This window comes from Patiriisocius hiemis (genome assembly GCF_031846325.1).
In the GTDB taxonomy this organism is placed as follows: domain Bacteria; phylum Bacteroidota; class Bacteroidia; order Flavobacteriales; family Flavobacteriaceae; genus Patiriisocius_A; species Patiriisocius_A hiemis.
Genome location: NZ_JAVRHZ010000003.1, coordinates 11,989 through 35,994 on the forward strand (window position 1 = coordinate 11,989; position 24,006 = coordinate 35,994).

The window sequence follows — 24,006 nt, forward strand, 5'->3', positions numbered from 1 at the left end:
ACATTTCACTAGCTTGACGTAATCCTCTGTTTTTTTCTTTCCAGTTTCGTTTTAATTATTCCGTTACACACTACTGTAACAACAATTATAGCTGCGCCATAATAAAAAGCTGGACTCATATTTTCACTATCTCCCAAAATGAGTAAAGCGAGTACAATTCCATAAACAGGCTCCATATTAATACTTAACATTACAGTATAAGGGCTAATCCATTTCATAACGTGAACTGAAGCTATAAAGGCATAAGCTGTACATACTGAAGCTAGAATGAGCAACAATATCCAATCATTTACACTTAATTGAAAGAAAGAAGGCGTATAGCTTCCGTTTAAACCTAAATAGACTGTAATACACAACATCCCAAAAAGTAACTCATAAAACGAAATAGCAGAAGCATTGTATTTTACAGCAAACTTCCCATTAATTACTGAAAATAATGCACCTAGAAATGAAGAGCATAAAGCTAATATGATTCCTAGCACATAATTAGTTTCTACTTTAAAAATTATATACAATCCAACAATTACAATAAGTCCAAAAAATACTTCATACCAGATTATTTTTCTTCTGAAAAAAATAGGCTCCAATAAAGAAGTGAAAAAGGCTCCTGTAGACATTATGGCTAATGTAACTGAAACATTGGCAACCTTAATTGCGCCAAAAAAGAACAACCAATGTACTGCAATGATAACTCCTGCTAATAAAAAACCCGCGAGTGCCTTTTTTGAAAATTTCAGGTTTATTTTTCTTGCTTTTATAAACAAAAAGATAAATCCTGTAGCTAATAACATTCTATACCAAACTAATGGAATAGCATCTATAGATATTAAAGCACCTAATACTGCCGTAAATCCCCAAATAAATATTATGAAGTGTAAGTGAAAGTAATTAAGCAGCTTAGCGTTTTGCATTACGTAACAAGTAGATAGCCAAAATACCAAAAATAATATTGGGAAACCAAGTAGCGAAAAGCGGTGAAAAATCACTTTGCTCTGCCATAGTCCCAAAAATTTTATCGAAGAAAACAAATACCATCCCTATTGCAATCCCAATAGCGAGGTTTACTCCCATTCCTCCTCTTCTCTTTACTGAAGAAACAGCAACGGCAATGATAGTAAGTATATATGCAGAAACAGGTAAGCTCCATCGTTTATAACGAACCACCTCATACCTATTTATATATGACGAGCCTCTGGCTTTTTCTCTAGCTATAAAATCATTAAGTTCTGTAAAGTTTAAAGTTTCGGCGATGTATTCAACTGGGGTTAGGTCTTCCATTTCAAAAGAAAAAATGGTGTCCAATTTTGATTTTCTTTCTATAATATCTTCGTTTTCGCCTATGGTTCTTTTTACATAATTACTTAAGGTATAAGTGCTATCCTCATCATTATATTTAATATTATTAGCACTTATTTTATATTCCATTTTATTGCCTTCAAAATGCTCCAAAGTAAAATTACTTCCATACCTCCCCTTTACATTAAAAAAACTAACATAGATATAATCGTTTTCATTAACCTGCCTAAATACATTGGTTTGCTCTCTATCTCTTTTCCCTTTCTTTAAATATTTATATGAAAATTCATTAAAGCCTTGGCTCGCTTTTGGAGCCATATACATACCTAAAACAAATGCGCCAATACACACTATAGTTGCTCCAATCATATAAGGACGCAAAAAACGATAATAAGAAACTCCACTACTTAAAAAAGCAATTACTTCGGTATTGTTTGCAAGTTTTGATGTGAACCAAATAACTGATAAGAACAAAAATAAAGGAAAGAGTAAATTGGCAAAGTAGATTGTAAAATCATAAAAATAGAGTAACACTTGAACAAGGGGAACATTATTCTCCAGTATCTTATCTATTTTTTCAGCTAAATGAACAGTAATACCAATAGGAATAAATAGCAATAATAGTAGGGCAAAAGTCCCTATGTATTTCTTTAATATATACCTATCTAGTATGCTAATCATTATAACCTCTTGTCCATTTGTTGTACCATACTATTTTTCCAAGACGTGAAGTCTCCAGCGATAATATGCTTTCTTGCTTCTCGCATTAGCCAAAGATAAAAACCTAAATTATGAATTGTACATATTTGTTTCCCCAATAACTCGTTTACCGTAAAAAGGTGACGTACATATGCTTTACTATACTCCGTATCCACCCAAGTAATTCCCATTTCATCAATAGGCGAAAAGTCTGCTTCCCACTTCTTATTCTTAATATTAATGGTGCCATGTGCTGTAAATAACATTCCATTTCTACCATTACGTGTTGGCATTACGCAATCAAACATATCTATCCCTAAAGCTATATTCTCTAATAAGTTAATAGGTGTACCAACTCCCATAAGATAACGTGGTTTATCCTTAGGAAGTATCTCTGTGACTACAGCTGTCATTTCATACATTTCTTCTGCGGGCTCACCAACACTTAATCCTCCAATAGCATTACCCTCTGCTCCTACAGATGCAATATACTCTGCCGATTGCTTACGTAAGTCTTTATAGGTACTTCCTTGTACAATTGGGAAAAAAGTTTGTTCATAATCATATTTAAAAGGAGTCTTCTTGAGATGTGTTAGGCAACGCTCAAGCCATCTATGCGTCATATGCATGGAACGTTTTGCATAGTTGTAATCACAGGGATATGGTGTACATTCATCAAAAGCCATAATAATATCTGCTCCTATACTACGCTGTATTTCCATTACATTTTCTGGTGTAAACACATGGTAACTACCATCTATATGTGACTTAAACTTTACACCTTCCTCCTTAATTTTTCGATTTGCTGAAAGTGAATACACTTGATAACCACCACTATCGGTTAAGATATTTCTATCCCAATTCATAAATTTGTGTAGCCCTCCAGCTTTTTCAATTATTGGAGTTTGAGGTCGTAAATACAAATGATAGGTATTCCCCAAAATTATATCTGGATTTATTTCCTCTCGCAACTCCTTTTGATGTACTCCCTTAACAGTACCAACCGTTCCAACAGGCATAAAAATCGGGGTTTCAATTGGTCCATGATCCAATTGTATAGTTCCTGCACGTGCATCGCTTGAAGTATCTGTTACTTTTAAGGTAAATTGCATAAGGGCTTTTTCTGAAAAGAGCAAAGATAATTGAATTGCAATTTTTAAAACCACATTCTAACATAATCCTGTAAAACTGTTAACTAAAAACCGCAAATGGTTAATAACTGCTTATTTAATGTCTTGCCCTCCCCTATTTATTCGTTTATTTTTGAAGTTTAATCATCACAATTATGGCAGATATACAACACCTTGAGGATTTGGTTACTCAAGTACGTCGAGATATTTTAAGACAAGTCCACAAAGTAAACTCTGGTCATCCTGGAGGTTCATTAGGCTGTGCAGAATTTTTTGTAGCTCTATTTAAAGAGTTAATGGATAGAAAAGAAGGGTTCTCTATGGATGGTAAAGATGAAGATATTTTCTTTTTATCCAACGGACATATTTCTCCTGTTTTTTATAGTGTTTTGGCACGTTCTGGTTACTTTCCTATTGAAGAGTTAAACACATTTAGACTTATTAACTCAAGATTACAGGGGCATCCTACTACACACGAAGGTCTACCTGGAATTAGAGTAGCATCTGGGTCTTTAGGGCAAGGTATTTCGGTAGCAATAGGTGCTGCACAAACAAAAAAACTAAATAATGACAACCATATAGTGTATACACTTTGTGGTGATGGTGAGTTACAAGAAGGACAAAACTGGGAAGCAATTATGTATGCTGCAGGTAATAAGGTTGATAATTTGATTGTTACAATTGATTTAAATGGCCAGCAAATTGATGGATCAACAGATACTGTACTTCCATTAGGAAATGTAAAGCAAAAGTTTGAAGCTTTTGGTTGGGATGTAATTGAAATTAAAGAAGGTAACAACCTTGAGGCAGTTATAAAAGGAATGAAAACTGCTAAAGCAAATACAAACAACGGAAAACCTATTTGTGTATTATTACATACAGTAATGGGTAATGGGGTTGATTTCATGATGCACACTCATGCTTGGCACGGTAAAGCACCAAATGACGAGCAGTTAGCTTTAGGATTAGAACAAAACCCAGTAACTTTAGGAGACTATTAACCACCTCGTAAGTCCTTTTTAAAAGAAATAGCTCTTAAGTAAAATAACATTTAATTAAAAATACCCGCTTTCGCGGGCACTACGATGAAAAAATACATAGATAGCGGAAAAAAAGATACTCGATCTGGTTTTGGTGCAGGTTTAACAGAGCTTGGGCAGAAAAATGAAAATGTGGTAGCCTTGTGTGCAGATTTAATTGGCTCTCTAAAAATGGATGCCTTTAAAGAAAACCATCCGGAGCGTTTTTTCCAAGTAGGAATTGCAGAAGCCAATATGATGGGTATTGCTGCTGGTATGACTATTGGCGGGAAAATTCCTTTTACAGGAACATTTGCAAACTTCTCTACTGGTAGAGTATATGACCAAATACGACAAAGTATAGCCTATAGCGGTAAAAACGTGAAAATATGCGCTTCACATGCTGGTCTAACACTAGGTGAAGATGGAGCAACACACCAAATTCTTGAAGACATTGGTCTTATGAAGATGTTACCAGGAATGACGGTTATTAATACGTGTGACTACAACCAAACCAAAGCAGCTACCCTTGCTATTGCAGAGCATGAAGGCCCTGTATATTTACGTTTTGGACGTCCAAAAGTTGCTAATTTTACAGAAGAAAATCAAAAATTTGAAATAGGTAAAGCTGTTCATTTACAAGAAGGAACAGATGTGACTATTGTAGCGACTGGACATTTAGTTTGGGAAGCTTTACAAGCTGCCGAAGCTTTACACCAAGAAGGTATTTCTGCCGAAGTTCTTAACATACATACAATTAAGCCTTTAGACAATAAAGCAATACTTGATAGCGTTTCAAAAACAAGATGTATTGTTACTGCCGAAGAGCATAATTATTTAGGTGGTCTTGGCGAAAGTGTAGCGAGAGTCTTAGCAACAGAATCCCCAACTCCACAAGAATTTATAGCTACTAATGACACCTTTGGTGAGTCTGGCACCCCAGAACAACTAATGGAAAAATATGGTTTAAATGCTTCTGCTATTGTTAAAGCTGCAAGGCGAGCAATAGCTCGCAAATAATTTACCTTTTTGCACATCATTGTTAGTTAGAAAAAATGATGTTACCAAATCTTAAAAAGCCTCTTACAAATGTAAGAGGCTTTTTAACTTTTTTATAAATAATCCTATTAACTATCGCTATCTAGATAGTCTGGTGTACCATCTCCATCTGCATCTGGGAATGTAATATTCCCATCATCATCTATCTCTATTTCATCACTTGTGAGTATTCCATCATTATCATCATCATTATCAAAGTAATTAGGCAAGCCATCTTCGTCTGTATCATCATCTTCTTCTAAGCCATTATTATTTAAGTCTTCATTAATAGATAAGATCCCGTCATTATCTTGATCACCAGCTTCAACGGTATAAAGTTGAAATGTAAAAATTAATTGGTCATATGGTTCAATAATAGATCCTTGTCCAGAACCAAAATATCCAAGACCAGATGGAATAAACATAGCGCCAACGCCAAAATCCTCAAAATCTAAAGAACCATCTGGGTTTTGTATGATGTTACTTGCCCCGTTAAATTCTTTAGCTATATCCTGATAACCATTTATAACATTTGTTAAATCAAAACGAACTGGAATTGTACTAGAATCAAAAAGAGTGTTATCTAATAATCTACCTTCATATGTATTATTTACAATATCTGGGAAATTAGGCGATTCTCCTCCACCTTGAATTACTTTTAAAAAGTATAACTTATACATCAAGCCTTCTTCTAATCTATCTCTAACCATTTTAGAGCTTACTTGCTCAATTAATGGAATTTTATTTGCGTTTTCACCTGCAATCGTATCAAAAACAATTTTAAAATCAAATTCAGCAGAAGGATTTTCAAAATCTTCATAATTATAAAAATGTGTTTCTAGATACTCTTCTATTTCTAATTGAGCAGCTGTAGCTTCTTCAGTTCTATCTCGCAAAGGCACAGTTTCTGGACCATCATCATCATTATTACATGAATTAAAGACTACAAGTGACGCTAGACAAATAGCGAATAAATAAATTACTTTTTTCATACTAAATTTTTGAGGGCGAAAGATACGATTTTAAGTTATTTTTGCTTTCTTTAATAACGAAGTTTTTTTGTAACAATTACATGCGTATTGATAAATATTTATGGGCAACTAGGTATTACAAAACTAGGAGTATAGCTTCTAAAGCTTGTAAAAAAGGTTCAGTTAGAGTAAATAATGCCATTGTAAAGCCAGCTAGAGATGTTTTTCCGGGTGATGAGATATTAGTGCGTAAAAATCAAATTAACTATCAATTAGAGGTCCTAGATTTACCTAAAAGCCGTGTAGGAGCTAAGCTAGTAGACTTGTATCGAAAAGACACTACTCCTAAGGAAGCCTTTGAAAGTATGGAACTGCTTCAATATTCGAAATCATATAATAGAAAAAGAGGGGAAGGAAGACCTACAAAAAAAGATCGTAGAGACCTTGAGGATTTTACCAATACAGAAGAAGAGTAATTACTATCTTTGAAAAAAGTTTATACATGAGTACCACTTCAGCAGTAATACTAGATAAAAAACAAATTGTCCATAAAATTAAGAGAATTGCCTATCAAGTTTACGAAGCTAATGTTTCTGAAAAAGAAATTGTAATTGCTGGTATTAAAGAGAATGGTTTCATTTTAGCTAAAAAAATAAAAACTGAAGTAGAAAAAATTTCGCCTATTAAGGTTACGCTATGTGAGTTAACTATTAATAAGAAAAAGCCAACAGATCCTATTACAACAAGTTTAGGTGTTAGTGATTATAAAAATAAGTCGCTATTACTTGTTGATGATGTTTTACATAGCGGAACAACTTTAATTTACGGAGTAAAACATTTTCTTGAAGTACCCTTAAAGCAATTTAAAACTGCTGTGCTGGTAGATAGAAACCATAAAAAATACCCTGTAAAAGCAGATTATAAGGGCATTTCTTTATCTACTTCTTTAAATGAAAATGTTGTGGTTGTCTTTGACAAAGGAAAAGACTGTGCTTTTCTAGAATAACTGGAGAACTATTTTTTTTGAAATTTCCCTCACCGAAAAACCATCGGTAACTACTTTTTTGTCAGATTGATTGTAATAATAACTTCTTTCAAACAAATGCTTTCTTATAAAGTCTTGCAACTCTTTTTTATTATCCAAATGTGAAATAAGAGGTCTTTTTTCTTTTTCTATATAAAGCCGCTTGGTAAGCTCTTCTAGTCCAGTTTGCAGGTATATAGTAATAACGTCTTTACTTTTTTTAAGTTCATTCATTATTGTACCATAACAAGGTGTGCCACCTCCAGTTGCTATTATTAAGGACGAGTTGTCATTAAGTACTTCATCTAAATAAACTTTCTCAACTTTTCTGAAATATATTTCTCCCTTTGTTTTAAAAATAGAAGATATAGATTGCTTCTCTTTTTTTTCAATATAGGAGTCAATATCTACAAATTTATAACCTAAAATTGAAGATAATTCGATTCCAATACTAGATTTCCCGCTTCCCATGTAGCCAATAAGTACAATTTTCATGCATTAATTTTAGCGCTAAACTAATTGTTTTTAATGATTTAATAAACCACATAAAATTTAATTTAAATTTGCTTTGAAAAATAGATTTAATGATAGTATATTTGCACCCGCCTAGCAAAACAGAGATGTTTGTTAGTAAATAAAAAAGGAAGACCAGTTAGCTCAGTTGGTAGAGCACCTCCCTTTTAAGGAGGTGGTCCTGGGTTCGAGCCCCAGACTGGTCACAAAAAGTTAAACCCACAGGTTTAACTTTTTTTTTACCCGGGTGCTGGAATTGGTAGACAGGCATGGTTGAGGGCCATGTGTCCTTTTGGGCGTGTGGGTTCAAGTCCCATCCCGGGTACTATAAACCATAATAAATAAGCTCAAAATGAACTTCGTAAAAAATGAAATTTATTATGCTAACTGTTACCCAAGCTCTTTTTCAATATCATTGGGCTAATCTTAGTTACAAACTCTAGCATAATTTTAGTACATTGACCTTCGGAATAATTTTTTTTAATGTACATAAAATCAACGTTTAGTATTAAAGATTTAGAGAATCTAACAGGTGTAAAAGCTCATACTATTCGTATTTGGGAAAAAAGATATAACTTATTAAGCCCAGAACGCACTAAAACCAACATTAGAAATTATGACCTTGAAAGTTTCAAAAAACTACTCAATGTAACTTTCTTATACAATCAAGGATATAAAATTTCAAAAATTGCGAAACTTCAACCTGATGAAATTTCCAAGTTAGTAAAAGAATCTTCTAAGATAGATAGTGACACCTATGCAATCAATTCTTTTAAGTCTTCTATGTTTGAGTTTAGTAATTCATTATTCTCAAAAACATACGATGAGCTGGCTGCAAAAAAAACTTTTAGACAAATATTTATTTCAGTATTTATTCCTCTTTTAAAAGAAATAGGCATTTTATGGCAAATAGGAACTATTGACCCAATACACGAAAGTTTTATTTCTGAGTGTATTAAACAAAAAATTATTGTTGCAGCAAGCCAAGATCAACCAAAAAAAGAACAGAAAAATGCTCCTATTTTTGCTCTTTTCTTACCCTTTAAAGAAATGCATGACATAGGATTAATGTATGCAAACTATGAGTTAATCAAAGCTGGTTTTAAAACCATATATCTTGGATCAAGTATTCCGGTAGAAAACTTAGTTAACTTGAAAAATTACCAAAGCAATATTTATTATTTAAGCTATTTAACTACACAACCAGAAACTACCCCAATAAATAACTTTCTTGAAAAATTAATCAATATCCTCGATAGTAAAGAACAACAAAGAGTATGGTTAATGGGACCTAAAGTTAAAAATGAAATAAGTACAGAAAAGGTAAGGATAGTAAAAGGTTTTGAAGACTTCTTTTCAACCATCAAAACTTTAAAAAAATCATAATGTTTTCAATTATTAGACAATATTGTTTAATTAAATAGTAAATTTGTTAAACAATATGAATAAAAAAATAGCAATAATTGGTTCTGGCTTTTCTTCTCTAGCAGCAGCAGCATACCTAGCTAAACAAGGTAATAGTGTTACTATATATGAAAAAAATAGCACCGTTGGAGGAAGAGCAAGACAATTACAGAAAGAGGGTTTTACATTTGACATTGGTCCTACTTGGTACTGGATGCCAGATGTTTTTGAGCGTTTCTTTGCAGATTTTAACAAAAAACCATCGGACTACTATCAGCTTATTAAATTAGCTCCGGCCTATAGTGTGTATTTTGGTGAGAATGATTATATCACAATTGAAGATACACTAGAAAAAATATGTGCCACTTTTGAAGCAGAAGAAAAAGGAAGTTCTATTAAACTTAAAAAATTTATTGATAAAGCATTAGACAACTACAACATTGCTATTAAAGATTTAGTATATAGACCTGGCGTATCACCTTTAGAGCTAGTAACTCCTGTTACAATTAAAAAAATTGGTCAGTTTTTTAGCACCATTAGTAAAGAGGTTAGAAAAGAATTTAATAACCCTAGAATAATATCAATACTTGAGTTTCCAGTACTTTTTTTAGGAGCAAAACCTTCTAATACACCTGCTTTTTACAGCTTTATGAATTATGCAGATTTTGGTCTAGGTACCTTTCATCCTAAAGAAGGGATGTATTCAGTTATTAAAGGTATGAAGGCACTAGCACAAGAACTAGGAGTTACAATTAAAACGAATCAAAATGTAGAAAAAATTAATGTAAAGAATGGTATAACTACTGGACTAGTTGTAAACTCTCAACCTATAGAAGCAAATATTGTATTAAGTGGTGCAGATTATCATCACACAGAGACCTTACTAGACAGTCAGTACCGTCAATACTCTGAAGCTTATTGGGAGAAAAAAACTTTTGCACCGTCTTCGCTTTTATTTTATGTAGGGTTTGACAAAAAACTCGAAAACGTAGAGCACCACACTTTATTTTTTGATGTAGATTTTGAGGCACACGCCAAAGACATTTATGATACACCTAAATGGCCTGAAAATCCACTTTTTTACGCTAGTTTTCCTTCAAAAACAGATAACAATGTTGCACCAGAAGGTAAAGAGGCGGGGATTTTTCTCATCCCACTAGCTCCTGGAATTGAAGACACTAAAAAATTAAGGTTAAAATACTTTGAGATTATACTAGACCGTTTTGAAAAACTAACAAACCAAGAAGTTAAAAAATACGTTATATTTAAGGAGTCGTTTTGTATTAATGACTTTATAAATGATTATAATTCTTATAAAGGAAATGCATATGGATTAGCAAATACACTTATGCAAACCGCCTTTTTAAGACCAAAATTAAAGAGCAAGAAAGTAAAAAATCTCTTTTTTACTGGACAATTAACTGTTCCTGGACCCGGTGTTCCACCTTCCCTAATTTCAGGGAAATTAGTTTCAGGATTAATAGCAAATAACTAAAGTGAAAGAATTATTCGATATCGTTTCTCAATCTTGTAGTAAAAGTGTAACTAATGCTTACAGCACTTCGTTTTCACTCGCTACAAAAATGCTAGCCCCTACTATTAGACAGGACATTCATAATATTTATGGGTTTGTACGTTTTGCAGACGAAATTGTAGATACATTTCATGATTATAATAAAGAAGAATTATTTAATAAGTTTGAAGCTTCATTAGAAGACGCATTAAAAGATAAAATAAGTCTTAATCCTATTCTTAACTCCTTTCAACATACGGTTCATAAGTACAACATTGAAAAAGAGCTAATAAATGCTTTTATGAAAAGTATGCGACTAGACTTATCAAAATCTATTTACACTACTGAAGATGAGTATAAACAATATATTTATGGCTCTGCAGATGTAGTAGGACTTATGTGTTTAAAAGTTTTTGTGAAAGGGAATTCTAAAAAGTATGAAGAGCTTAAAGGTGCTGCCATGAGTTTAGGCTCTGCTTTTCAAAAAGTAAACTTTTTACGTGATTTAAAAGAAGACTATGAAAGCTTGAGCAGAACTTATTTTCCAAATACTAATTTAGACGCATTAGATGAAATATCCAAGAAACACATAATAGATGATATTGAGGCTGACTTTAAAAAAGGATATGCAGGGATATTAAACCTTCCTACCGAGGCTAAATTTGGAGTTTTTATGGCATATAGATATTACAAAAGATTGCTTAAAAAGCTAGCAAAAACTCCAGCAATTGAAATTAAAAACACACGTATTCGTGTACCTAATTATGAGAAATTTGGACTACTTACACGAAGCTATGTTAAATACCAATTAAAATTAGTGAGATAAAGCATGGATAATCTTCTTTGGGTTTTAATTTTTTTGACAACCTTTTGTATTATGGAGTTTATGGCTTGGTTTACACATAAATTCGTAATGCATGGATTTTTATGGTCTTTACATAAGGACCACCATTACAAGGACCATAATAGTTGGTGGGAACGAAATGATTTCTTCTTCATATTTTATGCAGCAGTTAGTATAGCATGTTTTGTAGGCTGGCAATACTATGGTTTCTGGGCTGGATTACCTATAGGATTGGGTATTTTTGCATACGGAGTCACCTATTTTATGGTACATGATATTTTTATACATCAACGTTTTAAACTATTTAGAAATGCCAATAACTGGTATGCAAAAGGCATTAGGAGAGCTCATAAAATACATCATAAGCACCTTGGTAAAGCAGACGGTGAATGTTACGGAATGCTTTTTCCTCCTCTTAAATATTTTAAAAAATAATATAGGATGAATAACCTCTATTTATGGTTAAATTTTGGGTCGTTTATTATTCCTTTTCTTTTTAGCTTTCATCCCAAACTTCAGTTTTATAAAAAATGGCGATCATTTTTTATTGGAGTGTTTATAATGATGCTCGTTTTTATTCCTTGGGATGTCGTATTTACTTCTAATGGATTTTGGGGATTTAATGACACATACATTACTGGAGTTAAGTTATTTCATCTCCCAGTAGAAGAATGGCTATTCTTTATTTGTATACCCTATGCATGTGTTTTTACACATTATTCTTTGTATCATTTTTTCCCAAAACTTGCTTTCTCAGAAAAACTAACAAATATTATTTATGTTTCGTTGCTATGTGTTTTAATTATTACACTCTGGTACCATTTTGATAAATGGTACACATTAATAAATTTCTTTTACGCAATAGTACTTCTTGGTATTGTTTATAATTACAACAAAAGTCTTTTACGAAAGTTTCTTCCTACCTTTTTAGTTATTCTTATACCTTTTTTTATTGTGAATGGCGTACTTACTGGTAGTTGGATAGATAATCAAGTAGTCTGGTATAATGATGCAGAAAACCTAGGAATAAGAATGGGAACTATACCAATAGAAGATAGCGTCTATGCACTTGGAATGTTACTAACTGTATATTTTGTTACTGAAATATTAGAAAACAAAAGAAAACGACTATAAATATCTTATAGTAAATTCAAGTTCTACCTCTTAAAATTTTATCTTTGCGCCTTTTCTAAGACAAAACCATGTTGTTACAAAAGACCATCAAAAACTTTACACAAAACCCAAAAAATGATATTCTTTCTGGGCTTACCGTTGCTTTAGCATTAGTACCAGAAGCTGTTGCTTTTGCATTTGTAGCTGGAATAGATCCCTTAGTGGGATTATATGGTGCTTTTATGATGGGGATTGTAACTGCACTTTTTGGAGGAAGACCTGGTATGATAAGTGGTGCTACTGGTGCAATGGCTGTTGTAATGGTTCATTTAATACAAAAGGGAAACGAAGTTGGTGAAGCATTAACTGCACCTGTAGAAAACCTAGGTTTACAATGGCTTTTTATAACACTTCTCTTTGTTGGGGCTATCCAGATTTTAGCTGGTGTACTTCGTCTAGGTAAGTTTGTTAGATTGATACCTCATCCTGTAATGATGGGATTTGTAAACGGATTAGCCATCGTTATCTTTTTATCGCAATTAGGACTTTTTAAAGAGAATGTAGATGGTGTCCAGCAATACATGACTGGTACTAATCTTTGGGTTATGTTAGGACTTGTTCTCCTAACAATGGTCATAATGTTTGGTTTACCTAAACTAACTAAGAAAATACCAGCAGCTTTAACCGCAATTATAATAGTAGCTGCAATTGTAATTTTTGGAAAAATTGATGTTAGTACTGTAGGCTCATTTATTAGAGATGGGGGTGGCGAAGGATTACAAGGAGGGTTACCTACCTTCCAGGATCAAATATTTACATTGTTTTATACTATTGGTGATAATTGGAGCATGATACTTTCTACTGCATTTATTTTAGCAGCTGTAGGACTTATTGAAAGTTTAATGACATTAAATCTAATTGATGAAATGACTGAAACCCGCGGAAGTGGAAACCGTGAGTGTGTTGCACAAGGAAGCGCTAATATTTTAAATGGACTCTTTGGAGGGATGGGTGGTTGTGCAATGATTGGTCAATCAATTATAAATGTAAATTCTGGAGGTAGAGGAAGACTCTCAGGAGCGATTGCTGCCGTTGCTTTACTTTGTTTTGTATTGTTTGGAGCTCCTTTAATAGAGCAAATCCCGATTGCGGCTTTGGTTGGGGTTATGTTTATGGTAGTAATTGGAACCTTTGCATGGAGTAGTTTTAGAATATTACATAAAATACCGCTTAGTGATGCCATTGTTTTAATAGCTGTTTCTGCTATTACGGTATGGCAGGATTTAGCAATTGCTGTAATTGCTGGTGTGATCATGAGTGCTTTAACTTTTGCTTGGCAAAATGCAACCAAAATTAGAGCAAGAAAAAAAATAAAAGAGGATGGTACTAAAGTGTATGAAATATGGGGTCCATTATTTTTTGGCTCCACACAGGCATTTAACAGTAAATTTGATATTAGTAATGACCCTAAAGCTATTGAAATAGATTTTATAGAATCTAAAGTAACAGACCATAGTGGTGTAGAGGCTTTACGAAATATTGCCAACAAATATGTCGCCTTAGGAAAAGAAGTCACACTAACCCACCTAAGTCCAGACTGTAAAGCCTTACTTCTCAAATGGAATCCAGAATTTGAAAGTATTATAAAAGATTCGGTAGACGACCCGAGGTATTATGTAGTGACAGATGTTATGGATAGTGAAGTTTAGGTTTACAATTTTTCAGTACTTTTAACTGAAATCTATCTGTCTATCCAACTAAGTAAGCGCATACTTCCAGTTATTATTATTTCGCAGTTTTTTTGCACTTCTTTATGGTTTGCAGGAAATTCGGTTTTAGAAAATTTAATCGTCAATTTTCAACTTTCTGAAGGCGATATAGGCAATTTAAGTGCTGCTGTACAATTTGGTTTTATTATAGGAACTTTAGTATATGCTTTGCTTACAATTGCAGATAGATTTTCGCCTTCTAAAGTATTCTTTTTCTCTGCTATATTGGCTAGTTCGATAAACCTAATTACACTTTTTCCTGAAAACACAATTACAACATTACTATTAATACGTTTTTTAACTGGTTTTTTCTTAGCAGGCATTTATCCTGTAGGGATGAAAATAGCAGCAGATTATTATGATAGTTCTTTGGGTAAATCACTAGGCTTTTTAGTTGGAGCTTTGGTTTTAGGAACAGCATTACCCCATTTCTTACAATTTACATTTGTTTCGTTTTCATGGAAGTGGGTTATAATTTGCACTTCTATCTTAGCGAGTTTGGGAGGGGTATTAGTTTATATACTTATTCCCGATGGTCCTTTCAGAAAAAAAGGAAAGCCATTAAAAGTCAATGTACTTTTTAAAGTTTTTAAAAACAAAAAGTTTAAAATTGCTGCCATTGGATATTTTGGGCATATGTGGGAGTTATATGCTTTTTGGTTTTTTATTCCAATTATTATTGAAACCTACAATTATATTAATTTTAAAGAGCAACCTTTATCAACCTCGTTTTGGTCTTTTACTGTGATTGCTATAGGAAGTGTAGGTTGTGTTGTCTTTGGAAAACTTTCTAGCCGTTTTTCTACAAAAAAACTGGCAACTATTGCATTATTAACTTCAACAACTTGTTGTTTGTTATCTTCTGTGGTTTTTAACTTGCCTAAAGAATTGTTCTTAATTTTCTTATTAATATGGGGCTTTTTTGTTATTGCAGACTCACCACTTTTTTCGACATTAATAGCAAAAAATGCATCTCAAGAAGTTAGGGGCTCTGCCTTAACCATAGTAAATTGTATTGGATTCGCAATTACTATTATAAGCATACAATTGCTAACACATTTTTTAAATCAAGGTTTTTTTATGGAAAAAATTGCTGGTACCGTTTACTTAATTCCTACCCATTTATACAGCTTCTTAGCCGTAGGACCTATTATTGGGTTGTTTTATCTTTTCAGAAATAAATAATTAGAGAATTCGCAACCCATTTGCAACAGGCTTATCAACCGAAAGTAGCGTTACATCTTTTTCGTTAACAGCTCCTAGTACTAAACACTCACTCATTAAAGGACCAATTTGTTTCTTCGGAAAGTTAATAACAGAAATTACTTGCTTCCCAATAAGCTCCTCAAGCTTATATAATCCTGTTATTTGTGCTGAAGATTTTTTGACACCAATTTCAGCCCCAAAATCTATTAATAGTTTGTAGGCTGGATTAATGGCTTCAGGAAATGGTTGAGCTTCTATAATAGTCCCAACCCGCATTTCAATTTTTTCAAACTCTTTCCATGATATTTCATTCATCATAGTCTATCCTGAGTTTTTTTATCATTTCTGGGGAAATAGAACCTTGGTAAACTCCATAACTATCTACAAGAAGTCCTTTTTTACCATTAACAGTTTCTATAACATACAAGATTGAGTTATCGTCCGTACTACTCATCCCTTCAAAACGATAATGTTTAATTACCTTGCAGTCACCTGCTTTCCATGTTTTTTTTAGAGATTTTGATTCTATTCCTTCTTCTACGAGGTTAAAATCTTCAGTATATCCCTCTTCTTGTAATGCTTTAATTGCTACTGATAGTGATTGGTATGATTTTTCCATAATATCTAAAATTAATATAGATTGAAGAAAGTAGCAAACATTTATAAATACTTTAATAGTTGTAACTTTATAAAAACTAATGCTACTTATCTATAAAACTTAATATGGCTCTTACTCCTTCAAATATGCTTCCCTTAGGCACTAAGGCTCCAGACTTTACACTTATTGATACAGTTACAAATGAATTTGTTTCATTAAAAGATGTGCTTGGAGAAAAAGGAACTGTTGTGATGTTTATTTGTAATCATTGTCCATTTGTAAAACATGTAAATGAAGAAATTGTCCGTCTGGCTAATGATTATAGAGTATTAGGGTTTGGGTTTGTTGCTATTAGCAGTAACGATATTGAAAAATATCCGCAAGATGGCCCTGCAGAAATGCACAAAAATGCTGTAAAACACAATTATACGTTCCCTTACCTTTTTGACGAAACCCAAAAAGTTGCAAAAGAGTATGATGCTGCTTGTACTCCAGATTTTTATTTATTTGATGCAGATAGTAAACTTATATATAGAGGACAGCTTGACAACTCTAGACCTGGAAATGGGATACCAGTAAATGGTCGAGATCTTAGAGAGGCATTAGATAATGTTCTTAATAATAATAAACAAAGGGAAAACCAAAAACCTAGTATTGGTTGTAATATAAAATGGAAATAATAATAAAAGTTATTACTTCTATCCAATACCTTTATTTCTTTTCATGCTAAAATTTATTGAAAATATATACCATGAAAAAACTAAGAAAGTTATAGTAAAAAGGCAACCGGGATTATTTCATTCGCTCTAAAGCATTTGCAATATGAGAGTAATGATGCATACTATGCCAAGCATAAAGTAACGCATTCTTTTTTAGACTTGTTTCACCATTTTCAGGGTGAATAAAAGTTGTATTCCAATCGTTTTCATCAAACTGACGTAGTAAATTCACAATTTTGTGATGCACTACTTCAATATGTGTAAGCGACCAAGCAACTGGAAGGTTATAGGTTTCTTTTATAGTTGACCATTCCTCTTGATTGTAAGCTTTTATTTTTGGGTTATCTTCAGAAAGCGCCCATTTAAAACGAATATAACTATGATGGTGGCTATCTGCTACATGATGCACTACTTGCCTAATTGTCCAACCTTCTGGTCTATAAGTCGTGTCTAGACTTTTGTCATCAAGATTTCTTACTAAGTCACCAAACTTTTCAGGAAAGATTTCTAAGATAGTAATTGCCTCTTGTATCTCTTTTTCATTTATGTCTTTAGGGGGAGTAAACTTCCCAATTGGGTATTTTAAATCTTCTATATTCATAGTATAAAATTAAAAAACGCCTTTATAATAAAGGCGTTTTTACTAGTAACTTCTTAACAAGTTGTAAACTATGAAACTTTCATTAATTCTACATCAAATATTAAAGTAGCATTAGGAGGGATTACACCTCCGGCTCCTTGCTCTCCATATGCTAAGTGCGATGGAATTACAAATCGTGCCTTGTCACCAACTTTTAATAATTGGATTCCTTCATCCCATCCAGCAATTACATTTCCCTTTCCTACAGGAAACTCAATTGGATTCCCTCTTTTGTATGAAGAATCAAACACCCCACCATCTGCAAACATACCTTTGTAATGTACCGCTACATTTTGACCTTTTTCTGGAGAGGCACCCTCTCCTTTTTGAATAATTTGATAATGCAACCCACTTTCCGTTTTTTCAAAACCTGCAGTTAGTTCTTTTAAAGCTTCTTCTGCTTCTTTTTTTGCTGCAGCTTCTCTCTCTGCCTTGGCTCCATTAAATTGTCTAAAGCTTTCTACAGCATTCCATTTTCGTGCTTCATCTCCTACTCTAATAATTTCAACCTTTTGCATAGTGTCTCCTTGAGCAATGCTATCTACTGTATCTTGCCCTTCAACTACAAAACCAAATACGGTATGTTTGTTATCTAGCCAATCTGTTGGAACGTGTGTAATAAAAAACTGGCTTCCATTTGTTCCTGGTCCTGCGTTTGCCATAGAAAAAACTCCAGGGCGATCATGTTTTAAATCTGGGTGAAACTCATCATCAAATTTATACCCAGGTCCTCCAGCGCCTGTGCCTGCTGGGTCCCCACCTTGAATCATAAAATCAGGGATTACTCTATGAAATTTTAAGCCATCATAATAAGGTTTCCCTTGTGGTTTTGCTTCGTTCTCCAAATTTCCTTCGGCTAAAGCCACAAAATTACCTACTGTTCCAGGTGTTTTATCATAGGTTAGTTTTCCTAAAATCTCTCCTTTTTCAGTAGTGATTTTTGCATATATACCGTCTTGCATTTTTCTTTTTTTTAAATTGAAGTGCAAAAATAAGCTAAGTTGCGAGGATACACAATATTGTATATCTTTAAGTGGCAATCATAAACTGTTCATCAATGAAAAATATAATAGTCTTCTTTTTCATCCTGTCTATAGCTAGTTGTAAGCAAAAAAGCAAAAATGAGGTTACTGAAATTAATACTACAAAAGAGCAAATAGAAGAGGTTTCAGAAAAAAAATGTATTACAAAAATACTTGATGCAGATAGTAAGCTAGGTAAAGAACGTAATACCTTATGTGAAACAGTATCTCTTTCTGAAACCATAAAAACATATGTTGCTGGCATGAAAGCGTTAGATTTTGAAAACTGCCCACAAGATTTTACGAAAGCTTTTAACAGCCATATAGAAGCTTGGGATGCAATGATACCTGTAACAGACAATTACCCTGACTTACGAGGTGAGATGCATGATTTATTTAAAGAACTCGAAAAGAGTAATGATAGTATTGTATTCAATAAAAAGCTAGCTAGTATCTGGGATACTTGGGCAATTGTTGAGGAGCGTATAAAATAAGACCAGTCATAGATAAAATTACAAATTTGGCATATCGTAACTTCTAGTGCATTTTATGCCATAATAGCAGTAAATTCTGTTATTTATACAAAGCATGTCATTTCTGCACACTATAATTATTAATTAACACAAGGTTAATAAATGCTGGCAAACCCAAGTATTACTAGGCTAAAAACATAATAAGAGCTTAGCACTTGCTTATTCTCATTCTATATGGCATTCCCGCATAGTCCTTGCGGATATATAGCTAAATAAAACAACCAGTATATGAAAGTATTAGTCATTGGGGCTGGTAATATGGGATTAACCTACGCAGAAGGCATGGCAAAATCTCCCTACCTCAATCGAAGAAATATTATGATTTATGATATTTCTAAGGAAAAAACACAAGAGTTAAGCAAAGTATCTTACTTTGATATTTTTACAAAAATTGAAGATTGCGTTCCAAAATCTGACGTAATATTCTTAGCAGTAAAGCCATATCATAGTGAAGAACTCTTTACCACTATTAAAAAGCATATTAACCAAGAACAAATAATTGTTTCACTAATGGCTGGTATCACCATTGAGTCTATACAGCAAGGGCTTGGTGTTAAAAAAGTAATTAGAACAATGCCTAACCTCCCTGCAAAAGTTGGCAAAGGGGTTACTTCTTTCACAGAAGCCAGAGAAGTTACAAGAGTAGAACTCTTAATGATTAGAAATCTTCTTGACACTACAGGAGAAGCAATTCATGTAGAAAATGAGAATTTTATTAATGCCTCTACAGGTATTTCTGGTAGTGGCCCTGCCTACGTTTTTTACTTTATGCAGTCTATGCTAGAAGCTGCTCTAAAAATGGGGTTTTCAGAAAACGATTCAAAAGTACTAGTATCACAAACTTTTGAAGGTGCTGTCACCTTATTTAATGAGTCAAGTTTATCTCCAGAAAGCTGGATGGAACGAGTAGCATCTAAAGGAGGTACTACACAAGCTGCTCTAGATTCTATGGAGGATAACAACGTAAAAGAGTTAATTAAAGAAGCTGCCTATGCAGCATTTAACAGAGCCACAGAGCTCGGAAAATAAAAATAATTACAAACTAAGATATGAGTAAAAGACGAGTGGTTATAAAAGTAGGAACCAACGTAATGACAAATAGAGACAATCGAATAGTAGGACCTATCCTCAATGAATTAGTACGACAGATAGCAGTATTATATGAAAATGACATCACACCAGTTTTAGTATCTTCTGGTTCTGCTATAGCAGGAAAAGAAGTTCTTGGCGAATGTAGTGCTACAGATAGTTCAATAAGAAGGCAAATTTACTCTTCGGTTGGACAACCACGTATGATGCGACACTACTACAGTCTATTTCACAATCACGGTATGCGATGTGCACAAGTTCTTGCAACAAAAAGAGATTTTGACCCAGGAAAACATCGTGAAAATATGATAAACTGTTACGAAGGGTTATTGAATGAAGGTATTGTACCAATTGCAAATGAAGATGATGCAGTTTCCATCACAATGTCCATGTTTAGTGACAATGATGAACTTGCAAGTCTTGTTGCAGAATTAATACATGCAGATACTTTAATTCTACTAACAGATACAGATGGACTTTATACAGGTCATCCCCAAGATGATGATTCTGAAAAATTAGAAAAAGTACATTACAAACAAGATGTGGAAAAGTACGTCCAAAAAACAAATAAGAGTGAAGGAGAGGGACGTGGGGGAATGAAATCAAAATTAAAAATTGCAAAACAATCTGCTAAAAAAAATATACCTACCTATATAGCAAATGGTAAAAGAGAGAATATCATTATAGATATTCTAGAAGGAAAAAAAGTAGGAACAAAGTTTTTCGCATAAATAAACAATAAACACTATGGAATTATTAGATAAAGAAATTAAAAATGAAGTATTGGCTTCTATGATAAAAATTATAGAAAACAATAGAGACGAGATACTCAAAGCAAATAAAAAAGACCTTGAAGCATTTAATAAAGATGACCAAGCATTATATGATAGACTTGTTGTAAATAATGAGAAAATTGATGGTATGATAAAGGCCATTAATGAAGTTAAAAGTCAAGACGATCCTGTAAGTCGAGAAATATCTAATAAGAAATTAGATAATGGATTAAACATTATTAATAAGACAGCTCCTTTTGGAACAATTCTAATAATATATGAATCTAGACCAGATGTTACTATTGAGGCAGCCGTCTTAGCATTTAAAGCCAATAATAAAATCTTACTAAAAGGTGGGAAAGAGGCTTTTAACAGCAATAAAGTACTGGTAGATTGCTGGCATAAAGCATTAAAAGAAAATGACCTTGAAACTAGTTGGATAAAAATGCTTCAGCTAAATAGAAGTGAGACACAAGAGTTTCTAAAAAACCCAAGTGAACCATTAGATTTAATTGTTCCAAGAGGTGGGGAACTCTTAATTAAATTTGTTAAAGAAAATGCTTCTTGTGCAGTATTGGTAAGTGGTAGAGGAAATAATTTTTTATATATCCACCCTGAAGCAAATTGGGAAAAAACATTACAAGTTATTGTAAATGCTAAAACCGATAAAATTTCTGGTTGTAATGCCCTAGATAAAGTGTTAATAGATAAAAGATGTGCTAAATATGAGCAAAAGTTAGCAGATTTATCTAAAACATTAGAAGCTTTAAACGTTACAATGCTAGTAGATAAGCAAGTTAAAGAAGTATTAAAAGATAAAGAAGAAATTACAACCCAAAAGACGTGGCATGAAGAATTTTTAGCACTAAAAATTGCAATTGGTGCTGTAGAAGACATGGAAGAGGCTATAGATAAAATAAATACATATAGTGGTGGACACTCTAGCTCTATTATGACTAAAAGTAAAACTGCTGCACATAAATTTATGGAGCATGTAGATAGCGCAGCAGTTTATCACAACGCCTCAACTCGTTTTACAGATGGGGGTCAAATGGGAGTAGGTGCAGAATTAGCAATTAGTACAGATAAACTTCACCACCGTGGCCCTCTAGGGCTAAAGCAACTTGTTACCAATAAATATTATGTTTACGGAGATGGACAAATAAGAGTGTAATTAAGTATATATGAGGGAACTTTCTAGTAACATATATAGAAGGTTTCCTCTTATAAATAATCTCAAAACCTACTTTAAAAATAAGTTTGTTTAATTTTTATTTACTTTTTTGTAACCTTTTCTTGATCATTTACGTATAACTATATATAAGAAGTAACACACTCAAATCTTAGCAATTAATAGATGAGACAACTTAAAATTACCAAGCAGGTTACCAATAGGGAAACTGCTTCATTGGACAAGTACCTTCAAGAAATTGGAAAAGTTGACTTAATTACTGCAGACGAAGAGGTAGAATTAGCACAAAAGATTAAGGCCGGGGATCAACGCGCCCTTGAAAAACTCACAAAAGCTAATTTACGTTTCGTAGTTTCGGTAGCAAAGCAATATCAAAATCAAGGGTTAACACTCCCAGATTTAATTAACGAAGGAAACCTTGGCCTTATTAAAGCCGCACAACGTTTTGACGAAACCCGTGGTTTTAAATTTATTTCCTATGCAGTATGGTGGATTAGACAGTCTATCCTTCAAGCATTGGCAGAACAGTCACGTATAGTACGTTTACCACTCAATAAGATTGGTAGTATTAATAAGATAAATAAAACATTTGCTTTTCTAGAGCAAGCACATGAGCGTCCACCTTCGGCTGAAGAAATTGCGAAGGAATTAGACATGACAATTAACGACGTTAAAGAGTCTATGAAAAACTCTGGTCGTCACGTATCTATGGATGCACCGCTTGTAGAAGGTGAAGATTCTAACCTCTACGATGTATTACGTAGTGGTGAATCTCCAAATCCAGATCGTAGCTTATTACATGAGTCACTACGTACTGAGATTGAAAGAGCACTAGAAACGTTAACCCCACGTGAAGCAGATGTAATTAGATTATACTTTGGTCTAGGCGATCAACACCCAATGACTCTAGAGGAAATTGGTGAAACTTTTGATTTAACGAGAGAACGTGTTCGCCAAATTAAAGAAAAAGCAATACGAAGATTAAAGCATACTTCACGTAGTAAAATCTTAAAAACATATTTAGGATAATAATACATCCTAATTACGGCAACTTACAGTATATATCATACTGTTCGTTTTTTGATTGATGAATGACCTCCGGCTGATTACCGGAGGTTTTTTCTTTACATAAAAGAGTTTAGTTTAATAAGGTGAATTTTTGTCCAATATTTATGTAATTTTACACAAACTATCACATTCATTATGAGCGCAACCCTAGTAGCACCTTCCATTTTAGCAGCAGACTTTGCTAACCTACAAAGAGATATAGAAATGGTTAATAAAAGTGAAGCAGACTGGTTTCATATAGATATTATGGATGGTGTATTTGTTCCTAATATTTCATTTGGAATGCCTGTTTTAAAAGCTATATCAAAACACGCTAACAAGACAATTGATGTTCATTTGATGATTGTAGACCCCGATAGATACATTAAAACATTTGCAGATTTGGGCTCTAATGTTTTGACAGTTCATTATGAAGCCTGCACACACCTACATAGAACGCTTCAAGCTATCAAAGCAGAAGGAATGCAAGCAGGTGTGGCTTTAAATCCACACACAAATATTTCAGTTTTAGAAGATACCATTCAAGATATAGACTTAGTATGCCTTATGAGTGTAAATCCTGGTTTTGGAGGACAAAGCTTTATAGAGAACACCTATAATAAAGTAAAAGCCCTTAAAGAATTGATAAACAAAAAGGGGGCTACAACCAAAATTGAAATTGATGGTGGCGTTACTAATAAAAACGCAAAACAACTAGCTGATGCTGGTGCCGATGTATTGGTAGCAGGGAGTTATGTTTTTGGTTCAGAAAACCCACCGAAAACAATAGCAAATCTAAAGAATTTACTAAGCTAATTACCCAAATTTAAGGCATAGTTCTTTGTAAACTTTAA

27 protein-coding genes and 2 tRNA genes are annotated in these 24,006 nt (G+C 33.3%); 20 read left to right on the top strand and 9 right to left on the bottom strand.

Features of this window, described 5'->3' with window-relative positions:
* Nucleotides 1-8: 8 nt before the first annotated feature.
* The 3 genes from RM538_RS06860 to tgt are packed head-to-tail and all read right to left on the bottom strand — an operon-like array spanning nt 9 to nt 3,107.
* Nucleotides 9-911 carry a DMT family transporter gene (locus RM538_RS06860; RefSeq protein WP_311332674.1) on the bottom strand — a complete coding sequence of 301 codons (903 nt, stop codon included), beginning with the start codon at nt 909-911 and terminating at the stop codon, nt 9-11.
* Nucleotides 898-1,977, bottom strand: coding sequence for an LptF/LptG family permease (locus RM538_RS06865; RefSeq protein WP_311332675.1), 1,080 nt, complete (start codon nt 1,975-1,977; stop codon nt 898-900). Before RM538_RS06865 ends, RM538_RS06860 begins: the two co-directional genes overlap by 14 nt.
* A complete protein-coding gene (gene tgt, locus RM538_RS06870; RefSeq protein WP_311332676.1) occupies nt 1,977-3,107 on the bottom strand; it encodes a tRNA guanosine(34) transglycosylase Tgt in 1,131 nt (376 codons plus the stop codon). Before tgt ends, RM538_RS06865 begins: the two co-directional genes overlap by 1 nt.
* A 173-nt stretch (nt 3,108-3,280) precedes the next feature.
* Between tgt and RM538_RS06875 the strand changes: the two genes are divergently transcribed.
* Entirely contained in the window at nt 3,281-4,126 is an 846-nt protein-coding gene (locus RM538_RS06875; protein ID WP_311332677.1) for a transketolase, read from the top strand.
* Between the two features lie 84 nt (nt 4,127-4,210).
* On the top strand, nt 4,211-5,164 hold the full coding sequence (locus RM538_RS06880) for a transketolase family protein (protein WP_311332678.1): 954 nt from the start codon (nt 4,211-4,213) through the stop codon (nt 5,162-5,164).
* A gap of 107 nt (nt 5,165-5,271) precedes the next feature.
* Here the strand turns inward: RM538_RS06880 and RM538_RS06885 are convergent, their stop codons facing one another.
* Complete coding sequence (locus RM538_RS06885) at nt 5,272-6,174, bottom strand: FKBP-type peptidyl-prolyl cis-trans isomerase (protein ID WP_311332679.1); 903 nt, start codon at nt 6,172-6,174, stop codon at nt 5,272-5,274.
* A gap of 80 nt (nt 6,175-6,254) precedes the next feature.
* Between RM538_RS06885 and RM538_RS06890 the strand changes: the two genes are divergently transcribed.
* Together RM538_RS06890 and RM538_RS06895 are read left to right on the top strand one after the other, a co-directional pair.
* Nucleotides 6,255-6,629: an RNA-binding S4 domain-containing protein gene (locus tag RM538_RS06890; RefSeq protein ID WP_311332680.1), complete on the top strand. Its 375-nt coding sequence runs from the start codon at nt 6,255-6,257 to the stop codon at nt 6,627-6,629.
* 26 nt (nt 6,630-6,655) lie between these two features.
* The gene (locus RM538_RS06895) at nt 6,656-7,159 is read left to right on the top strand and encodes a phosphoribosyltransferase family protein (RefSeq protein WP_311332681.1); all 504 of its coding nucleotides are present in this window, start codon (nt 6,656-6,658) and stop codon (nt 7,157-7,159) included.
* Here RM538_RS06895 and RM538_RS06900 read toward each other — a convergent pair.
* Nucleotides 7,151-7,672 carry a shikimate kinase gene (locus tag RM538_RS06900; protein ID WP_311332682.1) on the bottom strand — a complete coding sequence of 174 codons (522 nt, stop codon included), beginning with the start codon at nt 7,670-7,672 and terminating at the stop codon, nt 7,151-7,153. The genes RM538_RS06895 and RM538_RS06900 overlap by 9 nt on opposite strands.
* A 151-nt stretch (nt 7,673-7,823) precedes the next feature.
* On the opposite strand from RM538_RS06900, the gene RM538_RS06905 reads away from it, so the two are divergent.
* The 9 genes from RM538_RS06905 to RM538_RS06945 all read left to right on the top strand — a co-directional run bounded on the left by RM538_RS06905 (nt 7,824) and on the right by RM538_RS06945 (nt 15,518).
* Nucleotides 7,824-7,896: transfer RNA gene (locus tag RM538_RS06905), tRNA-Lys, on the top strand.
* Between the two features lie 35 nt (nt 7,897-7,931).
* A tRNA-Leu gene (locus RM538_RS06910) sits at nt 7,932-8,015 on the top strand.
* 158 nt (nt 8,016-8,173) lie between these two features.
* On the top strand, nt 8,174-9,076 hold the full coding sequence (locus RM538_RS06915; RefSeq protein ID WP_311332683.1) for a MerR family transcriptional regulator: 903 nt from the start codon (nt 8,174-8,176) through the stop codon (nt 9,074-9,076).
* Nucleotides 9,077-9,131: 55 nt separating this feature from the next.
* A complete protein-coding gene (locus tag RM538_RS06920) occupies nt 9,132-10,589 on the top strand; it encodes a phytoene desaturase family protein (protein WP_311332684.1) in 1,458 nt (485 codons plus the stop codon).
* 1 nt (nt 10,590) lies between these two features.
* Nucleotides 10,591-11,433: a phytoene/squalene synthase family protein gene (locus RM538_RS06925; RefSeq protein WP_311332685.1), complete on the top strand. Its 843-nt coding sequence runs from the start codon at nt 10,591-10,593 to the stop codon at nt 11,431-11,433.
* A gap of 3 nt (nt 11,434-11,436) precedes the next feature.
* On the top strand, nt 11,437-11,886 hold the full coding sequence (locus RM538_RS06930) for a sterol desaturase family protein (RefSeq protein WP_311332686.1): 450 nt from the start codon (nt 11,437-11,439) through the stop codon (nt 11,884-11,886).
* 6 nt (nt 11,887-11,892) lie between these two features.
* Entirely contained in the window at nt 11,893-12,585 is a 693-nt protein-coding gene (locus tag RM538_RS06935; protein WP_311332687.1) for a lycopene cyclase domain-containing protein, read from the top strand.
* A gap of 68 nt (nt 12,586-12,653) precedes the next feature.
* Nucleotides 12,654-14,273 (top strand): SulP family inorganic anion transporter, encoded by a 1,620-nt coding sequence (locus RM538_RS06940; protein ID WP_311332688.1) that lies wholly within the window; start codon nt 12,654-12,656, stop codon nt 14,271-14,273.
* 78 nt (nt 14,274-14,351) lie between these two features.
* Nucleotides 14,352-15,518, top strand: coding sequence for an MFS transporter (locus RM538_RS06945; RefSeq protein WP_311332857.1), 1,167 nt, complete (start codon nt 14,352-14,354; stop codon nt 15,516-15,518).
* Here the strand turns inward: RM538_RS06945 and RM538_RS06950 are convergent, their stop codons facing one another.
* Both RM538_RS06950 and RM538_RS06955 read right to left on the bottom strand, forming a co-directional pair.
* Nucleotides 15,519-15,857, bottom strand: a complete 339-nt coding sequence (locus RM538_RS06950; RefSeq protein ID WP_432279797.1) for a tRNA-binding protein — start codon at nt 15,855-15,857, stop codon at nt 15,519-15,521.
* Nucleotides 15,847-16,158: a phosphoribosylpyrophosphate synthetase gene (locus tag RM538_RS06955; RefSeq protein WP_311332689.1), complete on the bottom strand. Its 312-nt coding sequence runs from the start codon at nt 16,156-16,158 to the stop codon at nt 15,847-15,849. The genes RM538_RS06950 and RM538_RS06955 overlap by 11 nt, the downstream gene beginning before the upstream one ends.
* Nucleotides 16,159-16,262: 104 nt before the next feature.
* Here RM538_RS06955 and RM538_RS06960 point away from each other — a divergent pair, with 104 nt between their 5' ends.
* Nucleotides 16,263-16,817, top strand: a complete 555-nt coding sequence (locus RM538_RS06960; protein ID WP_311332690.1) for a thioredoxin family protein — start codon at nt 16,263-16,265, stop codon at nt 16,815-16,817.
* A 112-nt stretch (nt 16,818-16,929) separates the two neighbouring features.
* On the opposite strand, the gene RM538_RS06965 is transcribed toward RM538_RS06960, so the two are convergent.
* On the bottom strand, nt 16,930-17,457 hold the full coding sequence (locus tag RM538_RS06965; RefSeq protein WP_311332691.1) for a YfiT family bacillithiol transferase: 528 nt from the start codon (nt 17,455-17,457) through the stop codon (nt 16,930-16,932).
* A 68-nt stretch (nt 17,458-17,525) separates the two neighbouring features.
* Nucleotides 17,526-18,458 (bottom strand): peptidylprolyl isomerase, encoded by a 933-nt coding sequence (locus RM538_RS06970; RefSeq protein WP_311332692.1) that lies wholly within the window; start codon nt 18,456-18,458, stop codon nt 17,526-17,528.
* 95 nt (nt 18,459-18,553) lie between these two features.
* Between RM538_RS06970 and RM538_RS06975 the strand changes: the two genes are divergently transcribed.
* The 6 genes from RM538_RS06975 to rpe all read left to right on the top strand — a co-directional run bounded on the left by RM538_RS06975 (nt 18,554) and on the right by rpe (nt 23,968).
* On the top strand, nt 18,554-19,012 hold the full coding sequence (locus RM538_RS06975) for a hypothetical protein (RefSeq protein ID WP_311332693.1): 459 nt from the start codon (nt 18,554-18,556) through the stop codon (nt 19,010-19,012).
* A gap of 267 nt (nt 19,013-19,279) precedes the next feature.
* Nucleotides 19,280-20,080 (top strand): pyrroline-5-carboxylate reductase, encoded by an 801-nt coding sequence (gene proC / locus RM538_RS06980; protein ID WP_311332694.1) that lies wholly within the window; start codon nt 19,280-19,282, stop codon nt 20,078-20,080.
* Nucleotides 20,081-20,100: 20 nt separating this feature from the next.
* Complete coding sequence (proB, locus tag RM538_RS06985; RefSeq protein ID WP_311332695.1) at nt 20,101-20,871, top strand: glutamate 5-kinase; 771 nt, start codon at nt 20,101-20,103, stop codon at nt 20,869-20,871.
* Between the two features lie 16 nt (nt 20,872-20,887).
* Nucleotides 20,888-22,087 (top strand): glutamate-5-semialdehyde dehydrogenase, encoded by a 1,200-nt coding sequence (locus RM538_RS06990; RefSeq protein WP_311332696.1) that lies wholly within the window; start codon nt 20,888-20,890, stop codon nt 22,085-22,087.
* A 183-nt stretch (nt 22,088-22,270) separates the two neighbouring features.
* Nucleotides 22,271-23,134, top strand: coding sequence for a sigma-70 family RNA polymerase sigma factor (locus RM538_RS06995; RefSeq protein ID WP_311332697.1), 864 nt, complete (start codon nt 22,271-22,273; stop codon nt 23,132-23,134).
* Nucleotides 23,135-23,308: 174 nt separating this feature from the next.
* On the top strand, nt 23,309-23,968 hold the full coding sequence (gene rpe, locus RM538_RS07000; protein ID WP_311332698.1) for a ribulose-phosphate 3-epimerase: 660 nt from the start codon (nt 23,309-23,311) through the stop codon (nt 23,966-23,968).
* The last annotated feature ends 38 nt before the right edge of the window (nt 23,969-24,006 follow it).